This window comes from Natronomonas sp. (assembly GCF_046710025.1).
GTDB lineage: Archaea > Halobacteriota > Halobacteria > Halobacteriales > Haloarculaceae > Natronomonas.
On the sequence record NZ_JBKEGK010000173.1, the window covers coordinates 1 to 5,526 of the forward strand.

At 66.0% G+C, this 5,526-nt stretch carries 7 protein-coding genes and 1 pseudogene; 4 read left to right on the forward strand and 4 right to left on the reverse strand.

Annotation, left to right across the window (positions count from 1 at the left end):
* The first annotated feature begins 115 nt into the window (after positions 1-115).
* The 3 genes from ACI944_RS11100 (at position 116) to ACI944_RS11110 (ending at position 2,896) form a co-directional block, all read left to right on the forward strand.
* Positions 116-1,378, forward strand: coding sequence for an MFS transporter (locus tag ACI944_RS11100; RefSeq protein ID WP_411719120.1), 1,263 nt, complete (start codon positions 116-118; stop codon positions 1,376-1,378).
* A gap of 108 nt (positions 1,379-1,486) precedes the next feature.
* On the forward strand, positions 1,487-2,074 hold the full coding sequence (locus tag ACI944_RS11105) for an MBL fold metallo-hydrolase (RefSeq protein WP_411719121.1): 588 nt from the start codon (positions 1,487-1,489) through the stop codon (positions 2,072-2,074).
* 177 nt (positions 2,075-2,251) lie between these two features.
* Positions 2,252-2,896, forward strand: a complete 645-nt coding sequence (locus ACI944_RS11110; RefSeq protein ID WP_411719122.1) for a DUF6517 family protein — start codon at positions 2,252-2,254, stop codon at positions 2,894-2,896.
* Between the two features lie 50 nt (positions 2,897-2,946).
* Here ACI944_RS11110 and ACI944_RS11115 read toward each other — a convergent pair whose 3' ends face one another.
* From ACI944_RS11115 to ACI944_RS11125, 3 genes are read right to left on the reverse strand one after another with little or no spacing between them, the layout of a single operon-like run.
* On the reverse strand, positions 2,947-3,432 hold the full coding sequence (locus tag ACI944_RS11115; protein WP_411719123.1) for a DUF2062 domain-containing protein: 486 nt from the start codon (positions 3,430-3,432) through the stop codon (positions 2,947-2,949).
* A gap of 25 nt (positions 3,433-3,457) precedes the next feature.
* On the reverse strand, positions 3,458-4,099 hold the full coding sequence (locus ACI944_RS11120; protein WP_411719124.1) for a hypothetical protein: 642 nt from the start codon (positions 4,097-4,099) through the stop codon (positions 3,458-3,460).
* Positions 4,096-4,773: a hypothetical protein gene (locus tag ACI944_RS11125; RefSeq protein ID WP_411719125.1), complete on the reverse strand. Its 678-nt coding sequence runs from the start codon at positions 4,771-4,773 to the stop codon at positions 4,096-4,098. The genes ACI944_RS11120 and ACI944_RS11125 overlap by 4 nt, the downstream gene beginning before the upstream one ends.
* 252 nt (positions 4,774-5,025) lie before the next feature.
* Between ACI944_RS11125 and ACI944_RS11130 the strand changes: the two genes are divergently transcribed.
* A complete protein-coding gene (locus ACI944_RS11130; RefSeq protein ID WP_411719126.1) occupies positions 5,026-5,280 on the forward strand; it encodes an MTH865 family protein in 255 nt (84 codons plus the stop codon).
* Positions 5,281-5,412: 132 nt separating this feature from the next.
* Here ACI944_RS11130 and ACI944_RS11135 read toward each other — a convergent pair.
* Positions 5,413-5,526: pseudogene (locus ACI944_RS11135) on the reverse strand (metal-dependent transcriptional regulator); the annotation flags it as partial.

Genomic DNA, 5,526 nt, shown 5'->3' on the forward strand with positions numbered 1-5,526 from the left:
GACGCCGGCCGGGTCGCCGTCGGCGCCGACTGATACGGTACATCGAACCGCGACGGCTCTGACGGTCCCCGGACGCGATCCGAACCGACTTATATACCCGTGTCGAACGCCCGCCGTGACACGCCGACCGGCACCGTTCGTGATCGGACTCGTGGCCGGTTCCCACGTTATCAACCACGCCTACCTGTTGCTTTTCGCCCCCGCGTTTCCGCTGCTTCGCGAGGAATTCGGCGTCTCGCTCGCGGCCGTCGGGCTCGCGCTCGGGATTGTCAACGTCGTCGTCACCGCGGGGCAGCTCCCGCTTGGATACGTTTCCGACGCCTATAGCCACACGGCGGTGCTCGTCGGCTCGCTTGCATTCGGCACACTTGGCTGTTTGTTGGCCGCGGTTGCACCGACCTACGAGTGGCTACTGGCCGCCGCGGCGGTGATGGGACTCGGCGTCGCGGGCCACCATCCCGCCCACTATCCGCTCATCTCAGCAACGACGACAGATGCCTACCGCTCGAGGGCATATAGCGTCCACGGCTTCGCCGGTGCGGTGGGACTCGCAGTCCCCTTCGCAGCCGTGCCGGCGGCCCTGGCGCTCGGCGGCGGCTGGCGCGACGCCTTCGCCGCTGTTGGGGTTCTCGGGGCACTCTACGCTATTGGCACGGTCCTCGCCGTCCGGCGGATCCCCCGGTCGATCGCCCGCGCCGGGGCGCTGGCACGCGCCGACTCCGGGGACGACCCTATCGGCGGGCATCGACTCGCAGACCGGCTCCGGGCGGTCCCCGGCCGGCTTCAAGGGTACGCCCGCACGCTCGCGGGGTCGCCCATCGTGTTAGTCCTGACCGCGCTGTGGTTCGTCAACAGCGTCGCCGCCTGGGGCATCCGGGCGTACGCTGCGACGCTTCTGGATCAGGGATACGGGCTGTCGCCGGAACTCGCTAACACCGTCACGAGCGCGATGCTCATCGTCGGGGCTGTGGTGTTGCTCGGTGGCGGCTACCTCGCCGATCGGACCGGCCCGATGGCGATGTTGTTCGCGGGCTACGGCTCTCTCGTTGTCCTCGCCTCTATCGCCGCGAGCGGGCTTCTCCCGGCGCTGGCGGCGGTTACGATCGTGCTGTTGCTGGCGGCGACGATCGACCTTTCGCGGCCCGCCCGGTCGACGCTGACCGACCTGGCCTCCGAGCGCAGCGATGTCGGCAAGAACTTTGCGCTCATCACGCTCGGCGTCTCCGGCGGCGGCGCGGTCGCGCCGCCCGCCTTCGGCTACATCATCGAAGCTGCAGGTGTCGGCGTCGCGTTCCTCATCGTTGCGGCGACTGCCGGCCTCGCGCTCGCTCTCTCAGTGCGTGTCGGCGGTCTCCAGGGCGGACAGACCAATATATAACTACTGCCCGAAACCGGCGTGACATATACCCACCTCCGGTCGAGCGGCGTCGCCGGGGACCGGCCCGCAGTAGAAACACGGAAGCGGCCGGCACGGGTATCTCCTCCCATGCCGACCGTCCGGAACATCGCACGCGGCGTCCAGTCGTTCACCAGCAATGCCTTTCTCGTTGACGGCGAGCGGACCGTCCTCGTCGACGTGGGCAGCGGCTTCGACGCGGTCGAACGAGTCGAGGCGGCGACCGGAGCGCTCGATGCAGTCGTGCTCACCCACACCCACCCCGACCACGTCGGGAACCTCGAATCGGTCGTCGAGGCCTTCGATGTCGATATCTGGGGGTTCGACCCCGACAGCGGCTTCGTTGACCACGCGATCGCGGACGGCGATACGATCCAGATCGGCAACGAGGGCTACGAGGTCCTCCACACGCCGGGGCATAAAAACGACCACGTCTGTCTGTACTCGGCGGCCGCCGGGGCGCTGTTCGCTGGCGATCTGGTGTTCGCCAACGGCGGCTATGGCCGGACCGATCTCGAAGAGGGCGACCATGGTGCGCTCCTCGACAGCCTCGAGTACCTGCTTTCGAGCGTCGACAGCGCGCTCTCGACGATGTACGTCGGCCACGGCCAGACTGTTGACGCCGACCCGAAACAGCACATCGAACTCGCTCTGCAGACCGCTAAGATGCGTTCTTGAGACCGTCGGAGGCCGGAGGCAAGCCCCGGTCCGGTGATCGCTCCTTGAGGAGGAGGCATTCTCGCCTCAATTTTGATACCGGCTGCGGCCGTTCCACTCTGCGACTGTGTCTACCCCACTGTCGGAGTCTCGGATGTCGGCCAACAGAGGCATATCCCCCCAGATACTCGTCGGGGTATGAGACGACGGAAATTCATCGCCGGCGCCGCGGGGGTTGCGGCCTCGGCGGCCGCGGGTTGTCTGAGCGCTGCCGGTATGGACGAACACGAGGCGACGCCGGCCGGCGTGGATCCGGCGGCCCGCGAGGAGGCGGGATACGAACAGACCGCCGTCGAGGAACAGGTGGTCGAGCGGACGGTCGAGGCCGGCCTCTCAGAGGAGGTTACAGTCCGAAACTACCTCACCGAACACGAGAAGGGGATCGATCTCGTACCGATCGGTACCGTACAGGCGGCCGCGTTCACCGTGCTCACGTCCCCGCAGATATCGGTCGCCGGGCGGGAATTCAACCCGATCGGAGGGATGTCGCCCACGGAACTCGTCGAGTTGATCGAGGCCGACTTCGGGATGATCGAGAACGCCGAACACGTCGAGGACGGCGAGGCCACCGTTCTCGGGCAGACGACCCCCGAATCGCTGTTCGAGGCCGACGCGGAACTCGGTGCCGGGGTCTCCATCGACGTGAACGTCCACATCACCGAGAGCGTCGAGACGACCGGCGACCACCTCGTCGCCATCGGGGTGTATCCACGGGAGGTCGCGGAGGCCGAGGCGAACGACGTGACGACAATGATGAACGGCGTCGTCGAGAGTCTGAACTGACGACCGTCCGTCCTGATTCGTTCTGGGCGGGCGTCACATTTCGGGCTGTTTCACTCCGAGCCGACGTCCGGAAGCAACTCCCCGACCTCGACGTCTCGCGCCCGAAACGACGTGACGAGCCGGAAAACGACGACGTAGCCGACGACGGTTAATACGACCGCCAGAATGAGGTTGCCAACGAGCAGCCGGGAGACGATCCCCGGCCCCGCCGACAGCGATAGCTCGGTTGGCGTCGCTCCGGGAACCGGCCCGAGAAGCAACGACCCGAGCGAGAAGCTCGCGGCGTAGACGCCCCATTTCACGACGGGATTGAGAACGACAACGGACGCGAACAGCGCAAGCTTGCTGATCCGGTCGACGAGCGCGACGAGCACGAGAAAGACGAGGAGGCCGGTTCCGAGGGTCGGCAACGCGGTGATGAACACCCCGACTGCGAAGCTCCCGGCAACGTCGCCCGACGGGTGTTCCTCGCTGAAGGCCGCCTCAAGCTCCGAACACACTCGACGGCGGTAGTCGGCAATCCGTCCTCGAACCATACGTATTACTCGCGTTCGGTGTGCTTCAAGCTTCCCCGTCCGGGTCGGCGCGGACCGCCGCGAGCGCTCGCTCCGTGACCCCCGACAGGTGGGCCTGTCCGAACACCGCGACGGCGATCGCGCCCACGGAATTGAACACGAGGTCACGGACTGTGTCGTCGAGGCCATGCTGAGCGAGCGGCATCGAGACCCCCGTCGCGTCGGCGGCGACATCGAGGCCGAACTCGAACAGCTCCCACACCACGGCAAACGCGAGCACGACGACGACTATATATACGAAAAAGAACTGCCGCGGCAGGCGGATCTGATCGCTGTGGATGTCGACGGCCCGAGCGAACGTGTAGCCGGCCCCCGCGACGAGGGAGGCGGACATAGCGTGTGTCAGATGATCCCACCACCCAACCACGGCGTAGAGCCCCGCAGATCCGGCAGTGTGTAGAAACACGGCGAGCGTGACCCAGAGGCCGAGCCAGGGGTCGACCGTGATGCGGTAGTTGCGTTCGAGGAGCGCCGGGGTCGATGTGATCAGAAGCGAAATAGTTCCGTTCGTGATCGCCTTCGGCTCGCCGGCCACGACGCCGTAGCCGATGAGCGCGACCAACGCGGCCTGCATCCCTCTCGCGAGCCGTCGCTGGGTCCGCATCGACGGGCGTGGGAGCAGCGTCATCGTCGGACCACCCGCCGGAGGCGGCCTCCCAGACGGCGCCCGCGTCGCTTGAAGTACGCGTCGAAAAGCACGCCAGCGGCGACCCCCGCGAGCGCGACCCAAAGGAACTCAGTCATGAGCGCAGCGTTGGCCGCGTCCGCCGTCGTCGTCGGACTCGAGAGGAACTCGGTACCGAGCAGACGGTCGGCGCTCCACCGGGCGACCGCCCACACCCCCGCCGAGGCCAGCGTCGTCATCACGACGAACACGACGGCAAACCAGTGAGTCATCCGCATCGTCGTGAACATGTGTAACTCGACGGTAACCACGAGCGCCAACCCGGCGACAGAGAAGTAGTACGCGAATATCCCGAGCTCCCCGCCGAAGAGCCCACGGACCAGAATCGGCGCGAGCGCAAGCACGAGCACCTCCCACGGAAGCATCACCCGCCAGTCGCGGTGGGCGATCGGCGGGACGAGGACGATAGCCCCGGTGACGGTTATAAAGAGGATCCACAGCCGGTCAAAATCGATGAGGCTCTCCGCGAGGGTCAACGCAAGTACGGCGACGAACGGCCACGCGACCACCGCGTTGACACGTCCGCTACGGAACAGCATCGCGAGTAAGTCTTCCGGGGGTCTCGACGCCCCACGGCCGCCTTTGGGCGCGTCGCCGGAGGTCGATTCGTCGTCCATACCGATTGATGTCCCTCGCAGTACATAAGTATCGGTAGTGGATCCGGTCGTCGCCAACGTGGGTCCAGCGCTATCAAATGCGGGTCACCCGGTATCAACGTGGGGCCAACGGCACCAACGAAGTTTGAATCGGTTGCCGATGCAGGCCACGGTCACCGACGCGGTTCGAATCGGCCGCCGCCGCTCGGGGATAGACCGTGGATCGACCGGAACAGAACACTCAACTACGTGTGCGATATAGCCAGGGCCACGATGGTAGACAAAGCCGAGCTCCGACGGCAGTTCACAGAGGCATTCGAGGGCGCCGAATTCCCCGTCGAGGGGCCGATGGACCTCGTTCCCGCGCTGCCGGAGGGTCCCGGTACGACGTTCGAGTCGGGCGAGTTCTCGATGACCGCGATGGAGCTCAACGCGGAATCGAGCGGCCAGCAGTCGTTCCCCTACGAGTCCGTCGAAGAACTCGTCGACGACCTCATGGACGGCCTCAAATCGGAGAACCATATTTAAATACGAGGCTACGCGACCAAGCTAAAACCATCCGGGCTGACGCGGCTCCGGTCCCGTCGACACGGCGTGGGGGCCGTTACGCGAGCATATATACGAGGCTGCGCGTCGCCCCGATTGCTTATATACTCCGTGTCACGCCTCGGTTCCGGCCGCCGATGCCGTCTCGATCGACCGGGCGATCCCCTCGGGAAGGCTTTGTTCGCCCTCGGGCGTCCGAACGGTGACGAGTCCGAACGGCGCGATCTC

What these genes read in the sequence shown, in the direction of transcription:
- ACI944_RS11110 (WP_411719122.1), top strand. Translation starts at nt 2,252, where the DNA reads ATGAGACGACGGAAATTCATCGCCGGCGCCGCGGGGGTTGCGGCCTCG.
- ACI944_RS11130 (WP_411719126.1), top strand. Translation starts at nt 5,026, where the DNA reads ATGGTAGACAAAGCCGAGCTCCGACGGCAGTTCACAGAGGCATTCGAG.
- ACI944_RS11105 (WP_411719121.1), top strand. Translation starts at nt 1,487, where the DNA reads ATGCCGACCGTCCGGAACATCGCACGCGGCGTCCAGTCGTTCACCAGC.
- ACI944_RS11125 (WP_411719125.1), bottom strand. Translation starts at nt 4,773, where the DNA reads ATGGACGACGAATCGACCTCCGGCGACGCGCCCAAAGGCGGCCGTGGG.
- ACI944_RS11120 (WP_411719124.1), bottom strand. Translation starts at nt 4,099, where the DNA reads ATGACGCTGCTCCCACGCCCGTCGATGCGGACCCAGCGACGGCTCGCG.
- ACI944_RS11115 (WP_411719123.1), bottom strand. Translation starts at nt 3,432, where the DNA reads ATGGTTCGAGGACGGATTGCCGACTACCGCCGTCGAGTGTGTTCGGAG.